The sequence below is a fragment of the Mycobacterium persicum genome, from assembly GCF_002086675.1.
Taxonomy (GTDB): domain Bacteria; phylum Actinomycetota; class Actinomycetes; order Mycobacteriales; family Mycobacteriaceae; genus Mycobacterium; species Mycobacterium persicum.
The window spans coordinates 25907-42795 of sequence record NZ_MVIF01000008.1; the positions used below are offsets into that span (position 1 = coordinate 25907).

15 protein-coding genes and 3 pseudogenes are annotated in these 16889 nt (G+C 66.5%); 7 read left to right on the plus strand and 11 right to left on the minus strand.

What is annotated here, in order from left to right; all coding sequences use genetic code 11:
• Positions 1 to 5: 5 nt before the first annotated feature.
• The 7 genes and pseudogenes from BST40_RS04500 to BST40_RS29255 form a co-directional block, all read right to left on the minus strand.
• A complete protein-coding gene (locus BST40_RS04500; RefSeq protein ID WP_083153582.1) occupies positions 6 to 1457 on the minus strand; it encodes an MCE family protein in 1452 nt (483 codons plus the stop codon).
• A 25-nt stretch (positions 1458 to 1482) separates the two neighbouring features.
• Positions 1483 to 2337: an ABC transporter permease gene (locus BST40_RS04505; RefSeq protein ID WP_075546520.1), complete on the minus strand. Its 855-nt coding sequence runs from the start codon at positions 2335 to 2337 to the stop codon at positions 1483 to 1485.
• Positions 2334 to 3101 carry an MlaE family ABC transporter permease gene (locus BST40_RS04510; RefSeq protein WP_036407534.1) on the minus strand — a complete coding sequence of 256 codons (768 nt, stop codon included), beginning with the start codon at positions 3099 to 3101 and terminating at the stop codon, positions 2334 to 2336. Before BST40_RS04510 ends, BST40_RS04505 begins: the two co-directional genes overlap by 4 nt.
• A 153-nt stretch (positions 3102 to 3254) precedes the next feature.
• Positions 3255 to 3587: a DUF732 domain-containing protein gene (locus BST40_RS04515; protein WP_075546521.1), complete on the minus strand. Its 333-nt coding sequence runs from the start codon at positions 3585 to 3587 to the stop codon at positions 3255 to 3257.
• A 5-nt stretch (positions 3588 to 3592) separates the two neighbouring features.
• A pseudogene (locus tag BST40_RS04520) lies at positions 3593 to 4114 on the minus strand (CAP domain-containing protein); the annotation flags it as partial.
• Positions 4090 to 4473, minus strand: coding sequence for a SpoIIAA family protein (locus BST40_RS04525; protein ID WP_241780212.1), 384 nt, complete (start codon positions 4471 to 4473; stop codon positions 4090 to 4092). The pseudogene BST40_RS04520 and the gene BST40_RS04525, both read right to left, overlap by 25 nt.
• Positions 4467 to 4673: a hypothetical protein gene (locus BST40_RS29255; protein ID WP_131808277.1), complete on the minus strand. Its 207-nt coding sequence runs from the start codon at positions 4671 to 4673 to the stop codon at positions 4467 to 4469. Before BST40_RS29255 ends, BST40_RS04525 begins: the two co-directional genes overlap by 7 nt.
• Between BST40_RS29255 and BST40_RS04530 the strand changes: the two genes are divergently transcribed.
• Positions 4648 to 6174 carry an Hsp70 family protein gene (locus tag BST40_RS04530; protein WP_083153584.1) on the plus strand — a complete coding sequence of 509 codons (1527 nt, stop codon included), beginning with the start codon at positions 4648 to 4650 and terminating at the stop codon, positions 6172 to 6174. The two genes, BST40_RS29255 and BST40_RS04530, sit on opposite strands and share 26 nt — an antisense overlap.
• 2 nt (positions 6175 to 6176) lie before the next feature.
• Positions 6177 to 6842: a nitroreductase family protein gene (locus BST40_RS04535; protein ID WP_075546524.1), complete on the plus strand. Its 666-nt coding sequence runs from the start codon at positions 6177 to 6179 to the stop codon at positions 6840 to 6842.
• An 11-nt stretch (positions 6843 to 6853) separates the two neighbouring features.
• On the opposite strand, the gene BST40_RS04540 is transcribed toward BST40_RS04535, so the two are convergent.
• Positions 6854 to 7318, minus strand: a complete 465-nt coding sequence (locus BST40_RS04540; RefSeq protein ID WP_083153586.1) for a cyclic nucleotide-binding domain-containing protein — start codon at positions 7316 to 7318, stop codon at positions 6854 to 6856.
• A 26-nt stretch (positions 7319 to 7344) separates the two neighbouring features.
• Positions 7345 to 8229 (minus strand): annotated as a pseudogene (locus BST40_RS04545) (wax ester/triacylglycerol synthase domain-containing protein).
• Between the two features lie 382 nt (positions 8230 to 8611).
• On the opposite strand from BST40_RS04545, the gene BST40_RS04550 reads away from it, so the two are divergent.
• Positions 8612 to 9442, plus strand: a complete 831-nt coding sequence (locus tag BST40_RS04550) for an oxidoreductase (RefSeq protein WP_075546526.1) — start codon at positions 8612 to 8614, stop codon at positions 9440 to 9442.
• Between the two features lie 8 nt (positions 9443 to 9450).
• On the opposite strand, the gene BST40_RS04555 is transcribed toward BST40_RS04550, so the two are convergent.
• A complete protein-coding gene (locus tag BST40_RS04555) occupies positions 9451 to 10575 on the minus strand; it encodes an adenylate/guanylate cyclase domain-containing protein (protein ID WP_083153588.1) in 1125 nt (374 codons plus the stop codon).
• 116 nt (positions 10576 to 10691) lie between these two features.
• On the opposite strand from BST40_RS04555, the gene adhE reads away from it, so the two are divergent.
• Together adhE and BST40_RS31465 are read left to right on the plus strand one after the other, a co-directional pair.
• Complete coding sequence (adhE, locus tag BST40_RS04560; protein ID WP_083153590.1) at positions 10692 to 13355, plus strand: bifunctional acetaldehyde-CoA/alcohol dehydrogenase; 2664 nt, start codon at positions 10692 to 10694, stop codon at positions 13353 to 13355.
• Between the two features lie 234 nt (positions 13356 to 13589).
• On the plus strand, positions 13590 to 14363 hold the full coding sequence (locus BST40_RS31465; RefSeq protein ID WP_075546529.1) for an enoyl-CoA hydratase/isomerase family protein: 774 nt from the start codon (positions 13590 to 13592) through the stop codon (positions 14361 to 14363).
• Positions 14364 to 14498: 135 nt separating this feature from the next.
• Here BST40_RS31465 and BST40_RS04570 read toward each other — a convergent pair.
• Positions 14499 to 15734, minus strand: a pseudogene (locus BST40_RS04570) (MFS transporter); the annotation flags it as partial.
• 90 nt (positions 15735 to 15824) lie between these two features.
• On the opposite strand from BST40_RS04570, the gene BST40_RS04575 reads away from it, so the two are divergent.
• Together BST40_RS04575 and BST40_RS04580 are read left to right on the plus strand one after the other, a co-directional pair.
• Positions 15825 to 16148 (plus strand): DMT family transporter, encoded by a 324-nt coding sequence (locus BST40_RS04575; protein WP_082275349.1) that lies wholly within the window; start codon positions 15825 to 15827, stop codon positions 16146 to 16148.
• On the plus strand, positions 16145 to 16702 hold the full coding sequence (locus BST40_RS04580) for a TetR/AcrR family transcriptional regulator (protein WP_075546531.1): 558 nt from the start codon (positions 16145 to 16147) through the stop codon (positions 16700 to 16702). Before BST40_RS04575 ends, BST40_RS04580 begins: the two co-directional genes overlap by 4 nt.
• The last annotated feature ends 187 nt before the right edge of the window (positions 16703 to 16889 follow it).

A 16889-nucleotide genomic window follows, 5' to 3' on the forward strand; every position in this document is an offset into this window, starting at 1 on the left:
CGGAGTCACGGCGACGGTGTCGCTTCTCGCGGGAGCGCCGGGGCAGGTGTCGGCTGCAGCTGTGCTGGCGCCGGGACGACGAACGGCTCGGATCCCGGTGGCGGGGGCCCTGGTTCGCGCGGGGCGCCGGGCGGCGGCGCCGGTGGCAGGCCCGGGTACAGCGGGGTGCCGTCCGGTGCGTACAGCGGCGCGCCGTAGGGCGGCGCACCCGGGTACGGGATGGGCCCGGGGGCCGGCCCGCCCGGATAGCGTACGCTGGGCGGTTCGGGCTGTCCCCGGGTGACCGGGAGGTAGTCGGCGTATCCCGGGAAAGCGATTCCGGGGTTGGGCCGGATATCGAGCCCCGTTCCCCAGCCGGTGTTGGTAATCAGTTGGCGCAGCGGCCAGTTGGCGGCGACGTCGGGCAGCGATCCGCAGCCCGGCTTACCGCCGGGTCCACCTTTGGCGCCGACGATCGGCAGGTTCTGCGGAAAACGGTATTGGTCGGCGCCGAACAACGGAGTGCTGTCGATGATCAGTGAATAGCCATTGGCGCCGCCGGTGGCATCCAGATAGCCGGTGTCGAGGGCGATCTTGGCGCCGACCAGCATGCACGTCAGGACCCCGTGGTACTTCGTCAGCAGGCTGGTCGTCGGGTCGAGCAGGTTCACGGCGGTGATCAGCCTGTCCTTGTTCGCACCCAGCAGCGCAATACCGCTGCGCGACAGGCCGATCATCTCCGCGAGCAGCGAATCCAGCGCCGGCGCCTCCGCGGCAATGGTGGCGCTGGTGACGGTGGCCGCGTCGAGGACCTTCAGGATGTCTTGTGCCGCAGCACCATAGGTGTCGCTGAGACGGGTCACCGCCTGCGTGTCCGCCCGGACCGTCTCGGCGCGCGGATTGATCGCGAGCAGCACCTGGTTGGCGTCGGTGATGCTCTGACCGACCGTCGCACCGTGCCCGCGCAGACCTTCGGCCAGCGCGGACAGCACTCCCTGCAGCTTCGCCGGGTCGATCTGGTTGAGCACCTTGACCAGGTTGGCGAACATCGTGTTGACCTCGGTGCCGACATTCTCGGCCCGAAGCACCGTCCCGGCGGCCAGACGCTGCGGGCTCGGGTAACGCGGGTACACCAGGTCGACGTATTTGGCGCTGAACAAGGTGGTGGCCCGGATCCGGGCCCCCACGTTGGCCGGGATGTATCTGATCTGCTCCGGCTGGATGGCCAACGTCAAGGTCACGTAGTCTTTCCCGGCGGTGATCTCGCTGACCCGGCCCACCTGCACTCCCCGCAGCTTGACCTTGCCGCCGCGATCCATCACCAGGCCGGCCCGGTCGGACAGCACCGTCACCGCGACCGATGACTTGAACGACCCGGAGAACAGCGCGGCGGTCAGCGCGACGATGCCGATGATGGCAATCACCAGCACGAACGTCCACCGCCCGGGATGCGTTCGCTGCGAACGTGATTCCGACATGGTCGCGGCTCCCCTGGCTACCCGGCTATCCCGACAGATTGAAATGGCCGGACTGGCCGTGCACCGATAGCGAGATCGCCAGCACGATCAGCGTCAACACGATCAGCGAGGTGCGCACCGAGTGGCCGACCGCCGCGCCCACTCCGGCGGGCCCGCCCTTGGCGGTATAGCCGTAATAGGTGTGCACCAGCATGATGGCGATGGCCGCGGCGATCACGGTGAGAAACGACCAGAGCAGATCCGTCGAATTGAGAAAGGTGCGGAAGTAGTGGTCGTAGACGCCGGTGGACTGACCGTAGACCCCGGTCGTACCGAACCGGGCGGCCTGGAAAGCACATACCACCGCGATGCAATACAGCGGGATGACCACGACCACACCGGCCACCACCCTGGTGGAGACCAGGTAGGCCACCGACCGGACGGCCATCACCTCGAGCGCGTCGATTTCGTCGGCGATGCGCATGGCTCCCAGCTGCGCGGTGGCGCCGGCGCCGATGGTGGCCGCCAAACCGACACCGGCGACCGCCGGTGAGATGATGCGCACGTTGACGTAGGCGGAGATGAAGCCGGTCATGGCCTCCACCCCGATGCCGGACAGCTGGTTGTAGCCCTGCACGGCGATGACGGCGCCGGTGGACAAGGTCAGGAAGCCGACGATGACCACCGTGCCGCCGATCACCGCCAGCGCACCGGTGCCCAGGCTCATCTGGGCGATCAGTCGGATGATCTCGCGGCCGTAATGGCCGAACGCCGTTCGCATTTCGGCGATGGTCCGGCCGTAGAAGGCCACCTGGGAGCCGACGCGATTCCAGCCGGCCGCCAAGCCGTTCGCCCGGTGGCCGATCCAGGAGAGCCGCTCGACGGGCGGGTTGGCGCTCATTGCGGGCCTACGTAGAAGACGGCCGTCGCGACGATGTTGATCACGAACAACGCGATGAAGGAGTAGACGACCGTCTCGTTGACGGCGTTGCCGACACCCTGCGGGCCGCCGCCCACCGATATGCCTTTGTAGCAGGCGATCAGGGCGGCGGCCATGCCGAACAGCGCGCCCTTGACCAGTCCCAGAATCAGTTCGGGAAGGTGGGTGATCAGTGTCAGGCCCGCGGCGAAAGCTCCCGGCGTGACGTGTTGGACGAACACCGAGAACACGAACGAGCCGGCGAGGCCCACCAGGGTCACCAGCGACACCAACGACACGGCGACCACGGTGGCCGCCAGTACGCGCGGCGCGGCCAGCCGGCGAATCGGGTCGACGCCCATCACCCGCAATGCGTCGAGTTCCTCGTGAATGGTCCGGGCGCCCAGATCGGCGCACATCGCGGTGGCTCCGGTGCCGGCGACGACGAGCACCGTCACCACCGGCCCGATCTGGGTGACCGAGGCGGTGGCTGCGCCGGTGCCGGAGAAATCGGCGGCGCCGAACTCCACCAACAAGATGTTGAGGGTGAACACCACCAGTACGGTGAACGGAATCGCCAGCAACAGTGTCGGAACGATGGAAACCCGTGCCACGAACCAGCTTTGCAGCAGAAACTCCCGCCACGGGAAGGGCAGTTTGAACATCGCCACGAAGGTGTCCAGCGACATGGCGAAGAATTCGCCGACGGAACGCAGCGGCTTGGTGACGGTGTCCGATGAAACCATCAGCGCGGCTTCCCTTTCCTGTTGCGCTCTAGTGCGCTCGAGTGTGTTGCTGCGTCCTTGAAGGGACTATGGTCGCAACCACGCGCTCGAGGAAGAGTCGTTTGTCAGAAGTGTGTAGACGAAGGTCCTCTGCGGATGGAGCACCGGACATGCTCACCAACCTGCCGGTGGAACGTATCCGGCGGCCGTTTGCCGCAACTGCCAGATCTGGGCCGGGCACAGTTCGCCGACCGCCTGGCTGATCAGATAGGAGGCCTGATACTCGTCGGAGGTGTCAAAGTCGCTTTTGACCTCGGCGATGATCTGTGGGTAGCGCTCGCCGGCCCGCACCTTCTCACAGATGCCGTTCCCGTATGCCAGCGCGGTCGCGGCGTCGGGAAAGTTGTAGCCCGGGCGCACAGTCACATTGACCAGGTAGGCCACCGCGTCGGCATGGGCCGCGGGTGCGCCGGTGGACATCACGACGACCGACCCGACGGCGGCCATCGTCAGGCTGATCCCCTTGGCGCCGAGTGGTCGGCCGGTGCGCCGTACACGGCGACGACCACGCTGCGGTCCAGGCTGTTCTCCGACCACACGCCCATCTGCGTATAGGCGCAGTTCTGCATGATCGCCAGGTATGCGGGGTTGTAGTACCACTGGTTGATCACCTCGATGCCGCTGATCGCCAGGGCCGGGTTGATAGCCACCGTCTCGGCGACGCTGCCGCGATAGCCCGCGGCGGTCGCGCGGTCCTGCACGGTCGAGCCGTCAGAGCCGAGGTCACCGTCGAGGGTGCGATTGTTGAGCACGTCGACGGTGTGCCATTGCGCTGCGAGTTGCAGCTGCAGGTTGATCCGCACATCGTTGGTGCACCCGGCGTTGTGCTGCACGGTGTAGACGTTCGCGACGACACCGTCGTTGAGCCGCTTGTTGTCCGCGTTCGCGGGCGGCGTTGCGGCGAGCGCTGCGGCCGCGAGTGCGGCGGACAAAATCGGGCGAACCGCAGTCACTCGTGCGGTTCGGCGATCCATTTGCGCGCTTCGTCGACATCGGCGTTCGAGAATGCGCGGTACTCGCCGGGCCACAGAAAGCCGAAGAACTGGCTGAATTTCGCCACATGCGCCATCCATTCCACGTCGGTGACCAAGGCGGCGCGTTCCCAGTCGAAGAAATGACCGAAACCGAACTTCGAATCCTCCCAGACCGCGCCGGGATCGAATCTCTGGAAATCAGAAGGTATTTCACAATAAATCCGCACCTTCCGATGGCGGGCCAACCTGTCCTCGAAGTCGGGCACCAGTACGTCGTCGTAGTCGGTTTTCGTGACATGCCCACGGAAGGCGAACGCGGCGACGTTGTCGGGAAAGCCCTCTAGGCGCTCGATCACCATGCCTCCTCGTGTCCGCCCACCCGATGCAATTGCGGTGTGGTCATCGTCGCCTCGCCGGGCGCCGTGGTGTAGAGGCCAAAGTCACCGAAACGCAACCCGGTGCCGCCACCGACGGCACGCCGGCGACCGCGGGTAGTGCCGCACTGCCCGGCATCGGGCCTAAAATTGGGCGCGATGAGAGTCGGTATCGACTTCGGCACCACGCACACCGTCGCCGCGGTCGTCGACAGGGGCAACTACCCCGTCGTCTCCTTCGACGGGGTGGAGGCTTGGCCGTCGCTGATCGCGGCGAACGCAGCCGGGGAGATCCGGTTCGGGCTGGACGCCGCCGCCGTGCGCCGCGAGCCGGGATGGTCGGTGCTGCGCTCGTTCAAACGTCTGCTCAACGACGCCGGACCGCACACCGAGGTGAAGCTGGCCGGCCGCGATTACCCGCTGGCCGAGTTGCTGACCGGCTACCTGGCGCGGTTCAAAGACGATCTTCGGCATCGCTCCAACGCCGGACTCGAGCCCGCCGAACCCCTTGAGGCCGCAATCAGTGTGCCGGCCAATGCGTCCAGCGCGCAACGCTTTATGACGCTGGACGCCTTTCTCGCGGCGGGCTTTCACGTCGTCGCCATGCTGAACGAACCGTCTGCGGCCAGCCTCGAGTATGCCCACCGATACCGCTCCACCATTACCGCCAAACGCGAATACGTCCTGATCTACGACCTCGGCGGCGGCACCTTCGACGCCTCGCTGCTGAAGATGACGGGCCCTGTGAACGAAGTCGTCGTCAGCGAGGGCATCCAGCGTCTGGGTGGCGACGATTTCGACCAGGCGATACTGCAGCTCGTCGTGTCCGGCGCGACGCTGCCGAGAGCTGCCGAAGCATCCGATCTGCTGAGGGAGGAATGCGCCGCACGCAAGGAAGCCATCGGGCCGCAGACCCGCCGCTTGCTGGTGGACCTGACGGTGGTCGACGGAATCGACCGGCCGCCGTTCGCCTGCGGCATCGACGAGGTGTACGCGGCCTGCGCGCCGCTCGTCGACAAAACCATGGACGTGCTCTCGCGCGTGCTGCGCGACCCGGCGGCCACCGGAAGCGGCGTCGCCTGGTCCGAGGTGGCAGGCATCTACCTGGTGGGCGGGGCCGGCAGCTTTCCGCTGATTTCTCGGATGCTGCGCGCCACCTTCGGGGAGAAACGGGTGAAACGCTCGCCGCACCCGTTTGCCGCGACGGCCATCGGGCTGGCGGTCTTTCTCGACGCGAGAGCGAATTTCCAGTTATCCGAACACTTTTCGCGGCATTTCGGTGTCTTCCGCGAGGCGTGCGCCGGCGCCGACGTGGTGTTCGACCCGATCGTGCCCAAGGACGCCTCGCTTCCCGCCGACGGGCAGTCGCCGCTGATCATCAGGCGAAACTATCGGGCGGCCCACAACATCGGACATTTCCGGTTCGTGGAGTGCAGCCGCCTGGTCGACGGCCGTCCCGACGGGGACGTGACTCCCTACGATCCCGTCTACTTCCCCTTCGACCCGGCCCTGTATGACCGCCACGACCTGGGGCGGCAACCCGTCGGCCGGTGCAATGACGGGCCCGATGTCGAGGAACGCTACGTCGTCGTCCCCGGCGGCGCGGTGGAAGTGACCCTGACGACCCAGCCCACCGGCTTCCAGCGCACCTTTCGGCTGGAACGACACGCCCCTGCGGGGCTGTGACCATGGAGCTGTACGACGTCATGCGAACGACGTTCGCGGCGCGCAAGTTCACCGACGATCCGCTGCCCGACGAGGTGTTGTCGCGCGTCTTCGACAACGCCCGGTTCGCCCCCAGCGGCGGCAACCGCCAAGGCGCCCATATCACCGTGGTGCGCGACGCCGACGTCCGTCGTCGCCTGGCCGAGTTGGGCATCCCGGCCGCTCGCCGCTACCTCGCGCAGTTGACGGCCGGTGAAAATCCTTGGAACTCCATTCATCCCAGCGGGGTGCCGCAGGAGGTTGTCGACAGCACAGAAGTTCCGGACGCATTCGTTGCTTCGGTTACGAAAGCGCCGGTGGTACTGGTGGTTTCCGTTGACCTGGAGGTGGTCGCGGCGCTGGATCGGGACCTGGACCGGGTCGGCATCGCCGCCGGCGCCTCGGTGTATCCGTTGGTGTGGAACATCCTGCTGGCCGCTCGAAACGAGGGCTACGGCGGCACCATCACCACCATGGCGATCGCCGGGGAGGAGCAGGTCCGCGCATTGCTGGGCATTCCCGCCAATCACGCGGTCGCCGCGATCGTGCCGCTCGGTAGGCCCACCCGCCAGCTGACGAAGCTGCGCCGCCGGCCGGTGGCCGAGTTCGTCACCCGGGAGCGCTTCGGCGGCCCGGCATTCGACGGCTAAGACGCGGCGCCTCAGTCGATGGCGTCCCGGTAGATGTCCAACAGCCGAAACCTGGTGGCGTCGAGATACTCTCCGAGTACGGCAATGACACGCTTTTGCAGTTCGTAGCCGAGTTCGTGGTCCTCTTCGCATTTCTCGCGCAGGCACTTGCCGTCGAAGACGATCGCCCGTGTCATCCCGGCGGCGCGCGCATCGAAGCGCCAGTGGTAGGGCGGCACCAGCCACGACCATCCGAGGATGTCGCCGTCGCCGAGTGTCTGCACGACCAGGCTGCCGTGGCCGGGAGAAGACGTTTCGAGCGCGATCTTGCCGGCGCGAATCAGGTAGAAGTGATCCGCGTGCTCACCTTCGCGGCAGATCAGGTCGCCGGCATCGAAGCGCACATTCGCCGCACACCCGACCGCCAACTGCAGATAACGAGGGTCCATCCCGCTGAAGAACCGATGCCCGGCCAGCACGCCTTCCAGGGTCCGCACTGTGAATTCCTTTCGTTGGTGCCCCGTCAGGCAACGAGCCCGGCGGCTTCCTCCAGTTGCGTCAGCGCGGGCTCGATCGCATCGGCGAGGTCGTCGATATCGTCGGCGACCTCCGGGGTGGTGACGAAACCGAAATCGATGGACCCGCGGTAGCTGAAGCAGGTGACGTTCAGGCCCACCTCCATGGTCAGGGGGCCGATGGGTATCAGGCTTTCCACCACCGCGCCGGCCAGATAGATCGGGAAGTCGGGGCCGGGAACGTTGGAGACGACGAGGTTTATCGGGGCGACGCGGCCGCCGATATGGCTGGCGGTGTAGGCCCGGACGGCCAGGGCCAGCAGACCCGGCGGTGTGGTATCGGTCAGGCCATGATCTGATGGGCCGTAAGCGCTTTGGCCATCTCCTTGGCGCCCCGGGAATTTCGGTAGATGGTGTTCAGCCGCTCGGCGACATCGGCGACGTTGGTGGCCAGGCTCATCGTCATCGACGCGATCTGGTTGGCGGATTTTGGTCAGGGTCGCGGCACGACCGCCCTCGAGACCCTCGATGAACCACATCTCCCACAGGGGTCTGCTGCGCTCCAGCGGATAGGACATCAGGCGGCCGACAAGCTCCTCCAGCTCGCGGCGTCCGCCCGGTGAGGGCACCGCCACACGCCGGATGTGATAGTCGATGTCGAGCTTGGTGTCCTCGACCCACCACGGCCGGTCCAGGCCAAGGGGCGCGCCGGCGACCCGGCACCGCAGCAACGGCAGCTCCGCAAGTCGGGCAGCCATGAGGTCTTTGACCACATCAAAACTGAAATCGGGCGCCTCGGAGGGATCACAGATCGCCAGACCGCCGATGTGCATTGGGCAGGTATGGGTCTCGGCGAACCAGAACGCCGCGTCCAGAGCGGACAACCGCCTCACGACGACAGCGTAGAGCGTCGCCGGCCAGGCAACCTCGAAAACACCCCTATCCGCCGAGATTGGTTTGACCGCGGTCGGGGTCGGGTTTGGTCCCAAGAGTTCTAGCGCCAGTGGCTTCAGCGCGCGGTAGTCGACCTTTGCCGAGCACGGTGCTCGGCACCCGGTCGACCATCGGCACCACTCATGCCGACCTGGCCGACCGGGCAGGGCCGCGGCTGCTTGTCGACCACAGCGCGAAGCGGGCCAGCGCCGAGCGTGTAGCTGCTGCGAGATTTCGCACGAAATCTCGCAGCAGCCTCACGCTCGGCGGATCACCTGCCGACGCCGCCGGCGGCCTACCGCGTTGTGCCAAGGTTGTCTCGACCGAAAGGAGACATTCTCAATGTCCACATGGCTTATCACCGGCTGCTCGAGCGGGCTCGGGCGCGCGCTCGCCGAAGCCGTCATCGACGCCGGCCACAACGTCGTCGTCACCGCACGCGACGTCACCACGGTTGCCGAGCTGGCCGACGCGACGCCCGACCGGGTGCTCGCGGTGGCTCTCGACGTCACCAAACCCGACCAGGTCAGCTCCGCGGTGCGCGCGGCCGAAAACCAGTTCGGCGGTGTCGACGTGCTGGTCAACAACGCCGGCTACGGATACCGATCCGCGGTCGAAGAGGGCGACGACGCCGACATCCGCGCCCTGTTCGAGACGCATTTCTTCGGCAGCGTCGCGATGATCAGGGCCGTACTACCCGGCATGCGGGCCGCCCGCTCCGGCTCGATCGTGAACATCTCCTCGATCACCGTTCAGCTGACCCCGGTGGCCTCCGGCTACTACTCCGCGGCGAAGGCCGCCCTCGAGGGCATGAGCGGGGCGCTGCGCGGTGAGCTTGCGCCCCTTGGCATTTCGGTCATCGTCGTCGAACCCGGGGCATTTCGCACCGACTTCGCCGGCCGCTCGCTGACCCAGTCGGCCACGGTCATCGACGACTATGCCGCCACCGCCGGGCAGCGCCGCATCGAAAACGACACCATGCACGGCAACCAACAGGGCGACCCCGCCAAGGCCGCGGCGGCCATCATCACGGCCGTCGAATCACCCACGCCGCCAGGGTTCTTGCTGCTCGGACCCGACGCGCTGATGGCCTACCGCTACATCGCCGACACCCGTGCCAACGAGATCGCCACCTGGGAACAGCTCAGCGCCGGCACCGATCTCGACTGCTGAAACGGCGATCACTGCGATATGGCCCGCCGCACGGCATACAGCCGAACCTCGCCGTGAATCCCCCTGAGATGGCGTGCGCCGACGAACGACCAGTCGAGGCCCGGCGCGTCGCCCATCACCCCGCGTGCGGCCTCGTCCAGCCACACCGCGCCCGAAGGCGCCGCGTGGGTGATCCGGCTGGCCAGGTTGACCGGGCTGCCGTACCAGTCTCCGGAACGGCTGATGGCGCGTCCGAACGCGAATCCCACCCGCAGCCGCAGGATTTTCTCGGCGGCCGCCGCCTCGACCAGGTCCAGCACCGTGGTCAGCAGTTGCGGCGGTTCGGCGCACACCAGCATCACCGCGTCGCCGATCGTCTTGACGAACTGCACCGGACTCGCGGTGACATCGTGAGCCAGATCGCTGAGCCGAAAGGCGATCAGTCCCAGGTCATCGGGCGGCAGCTGCTCCCCCAGCCGGGTGAATCCGACGAGATCGGCGAAAGCAACCGCCACGTCCCGCGCACCCGGCAAGGCGCCGGCGGCGCGCTCGGCCACGTTGATCGCCTCGGTCTCGAACGAATGTCGTAGCACCAGCCGCAACAAGTCGTCGACCATCGGGCCAAGCAGCGGCTCGGCCTGTTGCGCCAGGTGTTCGAAGGCCTTCGCCAGGTCGAGCTCGGTGGCGCCCGGGCTCAGCGAAGCCCGCAGGGCGGCCCGGCGCAGCGCCACCGCCGGGCCGGTGAGGCCCTCGACCAGCAGTCTCACGATCAATCCGACCCGTGCCGGATCCAGGCCCAGGTCGACCAGGCGCGCGGCGTTGAGCACCGCCTCCGCGTCGGCGCGGGACCGCAGCGGCGAATCGGGGTCGTAGACCCGAACCAGCCCCGCCGCGCGGTGCAGCCGTTGCAGCAGTTCGAGGCTGACGCCACTGGACTCCGAAATCTCGCGGGCCGACACCGTGGTTCCGTCGTCGCCGATCGCGCGATTGGCCGGCAACAGCATCGGAATGAACGCGTCGCGGATCTGGTCGACGTCGAACCCACGATCCAGCAGCCAGGCAATGAGCTCGGCACGCTCCTGACGCGCCCGGCCGTCGAGGTGATCGAGCAGCCCCAACGACTCGACGTCGTCGTTGTCCGGCTCTACTGACACCGCGTCAACGTACAACAAGCTGGGGCCTTCCGACCCTCGTACGCCGCACCGCAGAGCCCTAGCATCGGGTCATTCGGGAGACCCACCGTGCCCTTCCCCGAGTCGAGGATCCGACCATGACCACTACGCACACCGAAAAACCCGCCCCCGTCGACGCACCCGCGGTCGACGAGCAGCGCAGACGCGAGGTCGACGCCATCGTCGACGCGGCGGCGCAGGCCGCCCGGGAATTCCGCACGCTCGACCAGCAGCAGGTCGATGCGATCGTCGAAGCGATGGTGCGCGCCGGAGTCCGCGCGGCGGGGGAACTGGCCGGTGTGGCGATCGAGGAGACCGGATTCGGCGTCTTCGAGGACAAAGTGGTCAAGAACTACGTGGCCACCGAATTCCTGCACGACTACCTGCGCGACAAGAAATCGGTGGGGGTCATCGACGAGGATGTCGAGCACAACATCGCCTACGTGGCCGAGCCCATCGGGGTGGTGCTGGCCATCACCCCGGTGACCAACCCGACCTCGACGGTGCTGTTCAAGGCGATCGTGGCCGCCAAGACCCGCAACGCCATCCTGTTCCGGCCGTCACCGTATGCGGTGCGTTCGTGTGAACGCAGCCTCGCTGTCCTGCGCACGGCGGCCGAGGCGGCGGGGATGCCGCCGGGGGCGCTGCAGGTCATTCCCGACGCCGCCCACGAGGTGACGCACTACCTGTTCAAACACCCGCAGGTCGATTTCATCTGGGTGACCGGTGGCCCGAAGATCGTCGCGCTGGCGAATGCGGCCGGAAAGCCGGGCCTGTCCGTCGGGCCCGGCAATGCGCCCATCTACATTCACAAGACGGCGGACCTCAAGGGCGCCGTCGTCGACATCCTCATCTCGAAAACCTTTGACTCCTCGGTCATTTGCCCGGCCGAGCAGACCTGTGTCATCGACGACGAGATCTACGACGAGGTGATCGCCGAGTTCGAGCGGATGGGCGCCCAGCTGCTCACCCACGAGCAGGCCAAGGCGGTGGCCGAGTTCGCGTTCGGCTGCGGCGACAAGATCTCGCTGGCGGCGGTCGGGCAGAAGGCGTCGGAACTGGCCGCACGGGCCGGGTTCAGCGTGTCGCCGACGGTGAAGGTGCTGCTGGCGGCGCTGCCGTCCGACCTGGACGAACTCGCCGCGCACCCGTTGGTGCAGGAGAAGCTGATGCCCGTACTCGGGGTGGTGCGTGCGCGCGGCGTCGCGCACGCCATCGACGTCGCCGTGCTGGTCACCGAGCACGGCGGTCTAGGTCATACCTCGGCGGTCTACGCCAACGACGAAAAGGTGATCGAGGCATACGGTTTGGCGGTTCGCACCGGCCGCATCCTGGTCAACGCGCCTACGTCGGTCGGGGCGCTCGGAGGCGTCTACAACAACCTGACGCCCACGTTCTCGTTGGGCTGCGGCACCTGGGGCGGGTCGAGCACCACCGAGAACGTCAACTACCGGCAACTGCTCAACATCAAGACCGTCTCGCGCCGCCGCACCCCGCCGCAGTGGTTCCGCGTCCCGTCCAACACCTACTTCAACGAAGGCGCGTTGGACAACCTGCGCGAGCTGGACTGCGAAACCGTCGTTGTGGTGACCGATGCCCTGACCGAGGAGCGCGGCGTGATCGACACGCTGCGCTCCAAGTTGCGCACCAACCACGTGCAGGTGTTCGCCGAGGTCACCCCGGAGCCCGACGAGTCGACCATCCGCCGCGGCGTCGCGCTGCTGGCGCGGGTGCAACCCGATCTCCTGATCGCCGTCGGCGGCGGCTCGGTGCTGGACGCCGGCAAGGCGATCCGGCTGTTCTACGAACACCCGGAGAAGAGCCTCGACGAGCTGACGATGCCGTTCCTCGACCCCCGCAAGCGGGTAGCCGACTACCCGGTCGATCGTCATCGCGTCCAATTGGTCGCCGTCCCAACGCCATCGGGCACCGGGTCGGAAGTGTCGCCGGCGGCGGTGTTGACGGTGCGCGGCAAGAAGGAGACGCTGGCCGACTACAGCCTGGTGCCCGATCTGGCGATCGTCGACCCGGTGTTGACCTCGTCGATGCCGCGGCAGCTCACCGCCGACACCGGCATCGACGCGCTGACCCATGCGCTGGAGGCCGGCGTTTCGATCTTCGCCTCGCCCTATACCGATGCGTTGTGCGCCCAGGCGGCGCGGCTGATCTTCGACGCACTACCGCGAGCGTATGAGCATCCCGACGACCTGTCCGCGCGCACCGCCATGTCCAATGCGGCTACCCTTGCCGGACTTGCGTTTTCGAATGCGTTTGTCGGCACCAACCACGCGCTCGCCCATGCCGTCGGCGCGAAATTCGGGATCTCGCACGGCCGGGCCAACGGCATTTTCCTGCCCCATGTGCTGCGCTACAACGCAAGCCTGCCAACCAAATTCATGCCGGCGCCCGGATATTCGGCGTATATCGCCCCGGACAAGTACGCGCAGCTGGGCCAGCTGATCTTCGGCGGCCACGAGCCCGACGAGTGCCGCCGCCGGTTGTTCCAAGGGGTCGACGACCTGCTGGACCGCCTGACGATGCCGCGGTCGTTGCGCGAGTTCGGCGTCGACGAAGAGGTGTTTCTCGCGGCGCTGCCGGCGTTGGCGATGACGGCCTTCGAGGATCTGAGCAACCGCACCAACCCGCGGATGCCGTTGGTCGGCGAGATCACCGCATTGCTTCGGCTGGGCTACTACGGTGACGGCGGCCTGGGGCAGCCACCCGGCCGCGAAGATCGTGACGGTCATGGCGACTCTCGGTAGCCGGACCGCAGCTGCATGCGTTGCTCACCGGCAACCCGTTGCAACCCCGGCAGCGGGCGCGCCTTGGCTTGCGTGCGTTTGCTGCATGACAATTAACCGCGTTTCATAGCGAAGCGCCGCACGTTGGCAGGTCTAGCATTCTGTTTGATCGCTCGGGCGATGATCCGTGCTGGTCGCGCCCGGTGAGGTTCCACCAGTTGGGTTCGGGTTCGTCGTCAAGCCAGGAGTATCGGTATGCCAGCAAGCTTTGAGTCCTATCGCGATGCGTTCCCGAACGCGCGGCTAACGCGTGACGAAGCGGGCGTGCTAGAGATCGCGTTGCACACCAACGGGGACAAATTGGTGTTCAACGGTTATACGGATGAGCAATTCGTCGACCTGTTCCATCAAGTCGGCCAGGACCGGGAAAACCGGGTCGTCATCTTGACCGGGTCCGGTGACGCGTTCATGGATACCGTCGACACCGAGGGCCTCGACTTCTTCTCGCCGGCCGGCTTCGACAAGATCTACCGTGCGGGCAAGAAAACTCTGATGAACATCCTCGACATCGAGGCCCCGATGATCGCCGCGCTCAACGGACCGGTACTGCTGCATTCGGAATACATATTGCTGTGTGACATCGTGTTGGCCACACCCCAAACCGTATTCCAGGACAAACCGCATCTCGAATTCGGATTCGTGCCGGGAGACGGCGTAAACCTGTTGTGGCCGGAGGTGATCGGGAGCATCCGTGGTCGGTATTTTCTGCTGACTCGCCAGGTGCTGGACGCGCAGACCGCCCAGTCGTGGGGCGTCGTGAACGAAATCGTGCCCGGTGAGCAGCTGCTGAGTCGAGCCCACGAAATCGCCGCCGGCCTCGCGAAACTACCGCCGCTGACCAGCAGTTACACCCGCACGGCGTTGACCCAGAGGCTCAGAAGGATTATCGACGAGAACGTCGGCTACAGTCTGGCGCTGGAAGCAATTAGCGCCGCCGACGTCGCACGACGCGCGGCTGGTCAGCACTGAGCCGAGCGGTCGCAGGCAATCGCGGCAAGGCACCTGGCGACAATTTCGAGTCCGGCACACATGGCGTAACTCCCCGCTAACGGCGCTGCCTATGGCGGCGTTACGCCGACGCCCCACTACCTCGGCGCTGCCTGCAACGAGATCCTGTATCGCAATTCGCTTGATTAGGTGCGCTTTTCGACGCGTGACCGCGATGCCGACGATCCCCAGCGCCCAGACGGGATATTGCACCGTCCAGGCCAGCCGGAACCAATTGAACGAATAGTCGTCGGCGATCTCGAGGATCATTCCCATCGCCTGTATGACCACCAGGCCAGCGAAGGAGCCGGCCATATTGACAATGCCCTTGGCGGTGCCCAGGGTCGCACTGGTGTTGAACGTCCGCGCGAAGTCCAGCCCGATCATCGACGCCGGACCGCCGACGGAGATGACGACGACCAACACGACCAGCAACCACAGCGGAGCGCGCCCCGGCAACGCCAGCACGACGGTCCAGACCACGACGTTGCCGGCAATGATGCTCAGTGCCATGGTGGACCGCCGGTGCGGGTAGCGGCCGGTCAGGATGCCCACGACGAGCCCCGAGGCGATGGCCGCGACCACCGATACGGTCAGTAGCGTACCGGCGAGTTGAGTCGAAAGCCCTTGGGCCTTGGTCAGATACGGCACACCCCACATCAATGCGAACACCGCGAGCGAGAACGGGGTGGTCATGTGGGTGAAAAAGCCCAGCCGGGTGCCCGGGCGCGACCATACCGTCTTGATGCCGGCCACGGTGTCGCGCAGCGTGGCGCGTTGGTTCGCTACCGGATGTCCCTTCGGGGCGTTGCTCACCAGCGCCAGGCTGAGCGCTGCCGACATCACGCCCAGGGCGGCAGCCGACGCGTAAGCGGTGGTCCAGCCGTCGCCGAGCAGTATCGCCAAGAACGGCACGGCCGACAGCACCTGCCCGAGCTGACCGCAGATGTAGGTCAGCTGGGTGACGAGCGGGACACGTCTGGGCTCGAACCAGTACGAGACCAGGCGCAGCACGGAGATGAAGATCACCGCGTCGCCCAGGCCGACAACCGCGCGCGCGGCAATAGCCGTCGGCAGCGACCCGGTGAACGCCAAGACGAACTGGCCAGCGGCCATCAGGGTGGCGCCGCTGACGATCAGCGCGCGGGAGCCGAATCGGTCGAGCAGCACTCCGGCGGGAATCTGGGTGCCCGAATAGACCACAACCTGCAGCACGACGAAGGTCGACAGCACTCCGGGACTGGCGGAAAAGCGCTGTGCCGCTTCCATACCGGAGACGCCCAGCGTCGTGCGGTCCAGGACGGCGACAATGTAGGCCACCAGCCCGACAGCCCAGACGATCCAGGGACGCATCGCCCCAGTGTCGCGTATTGGGGCCCGATACACCAAAACTAGATATGTAATGTACATTTGTACATGTACATTCGTACACGAGGAGGTGTGTTGGCTTATCTGTTTCTGTTCTGCGCAATCTTCGCCGAGGTGGTGGCGACCAGTCTGCTCAAGAGCACCGAAGGGTTCACCCGGCTGTGGCCGACCGTGGTTTGTCTGGCCGGCTACGCCGTCGCGTTCGCTTTGCTGGCGTTGTCAATCGCGCGCGGCATGCAGACCGACGTCGCCTATGCGTTGTGGTCGGCGATCGGCACGGCCGCCATCGTGCTGATCGCCGTGCTGTTCCTCGGCTCGCCGGTGTCGCTGGCAAAGGTCCTGGGCGTCGGGCTGATCATCGGCGGGGTGCTCACGTTGAACCTTGCCGGGGCGCATTGACCGCGGAATCGCACCGCCGTCCCCGCGACCCGGTCGGGCGCCGGCAGGCGATCATCGAGGCAGCCGGGCGGGTGATCGCCCGCCACGGCCTCGGGGAACTGACGCACCGCCGGATCGCCGCGGAGGCCGATGTTCCGGTCGGGTCGACGACTTACTACTTCAGCGACCTCGGGGTGCTGCGCGAAGCCGCACTCGCCCACGCCGCGACGAGCGCGGCAGATTGGCTGGAGCTGTGGCGCCGCGATCTCGACCGGGCCACCGATCTTCCGGTCACCCTGGCGCGGCTCACCGCCGAATACCTGACCGACCCGGACCGGCACCGCACGCTGAGCGAGCTGTACGTCGCGGCAAGTCACCGGCCGGAATTGCAGTCCCTCGCCCGGCTGTGGCCGGAGGGCCTGGTCGCGCTGCTCGAACCACGCATCGGCCGACGAGCCGCCGAAGCAGTCACGGTGTTTCTCGACGGCGCCACCGTGCATTCGCTGATCACCGGCACGCCGCTCAGCGTCGAGGCCCTCACGGATGCGGTCGCCCGGCTGGCGGCCGACACATGAGCGCGCTGCGTCGAACGTGACGCCACCACCGGCCGAGCGGTCCGGCGGCACGCGCGGGCGCATCGAAGCATGGATCAGCGTCGCAGTTTTTCGCTCATGCCTAATTGGGAACTCTCCATCCATGAGCACCCCACCGGAAGTAAGGAGACTCATCGACGCCCTCGCCGAGGATATCTACGACGCCTAC